This window comes from Mesorhizobium sp. M4B.F.Ca.ET.214.01.1.1, assembly GCF_004791545.1.
GTDB lineage: Bacteria > Pseudomonadota > Alphaproteobacteria > Rhizobiales > Rhizobiaceae > Mesorhizobium > Mesorhizobium abyssinicae.
Genome location: NZ_SRUX01000202.1, coordinates 1 through 324, shown reverse-complemented (window position 1 = coordinate 324; position 324 = coordinate 1). Strand labels below are relative to the sequence as shown.

General features: G+C 63.0%; 1 pseudogene. It reads left to right on the top strand.

Features of this window, described 5'->3' with window-relative positions:
- Positions 1–40: 40 nt before the first annotated feature.
- A pseudogene (locus EN857_RS33895) lies at positions 41–324 on the top strand (response regulator); the annotation flags it as partial.

The following is a 324-nucleotide window of genomic DNA, read 5'->3' as shown; positions in this document are numbered from 1 at the left end:
TGCGAACTCACCCAATTGTGCCTCAGGTTTCAACCCTGCATTGAACCAGAGTGCCCGCCCACCGATGTGTCCCGCCGACCGTGACGACCCCTCCGAAAAACACCTGAAACCTGCCATCCGCGCTAGCGCGAGGGCGGCGGATTTTTCCAAGGTGCTGGTCGTCGGAAAGTCGTCGATCAACCGGGTCGTGGTGTCGAAAATCGTCGAGAAATCCGGGCTGAAGCCGATTTCCGAGTCGCCTGAGACGGCCGGGAAGGCTTTGGCCGGCCAGGCCCCCGGCGCAGTCAGCCTGGACGGCGGACCCGACGACAAGGATTGCGACGG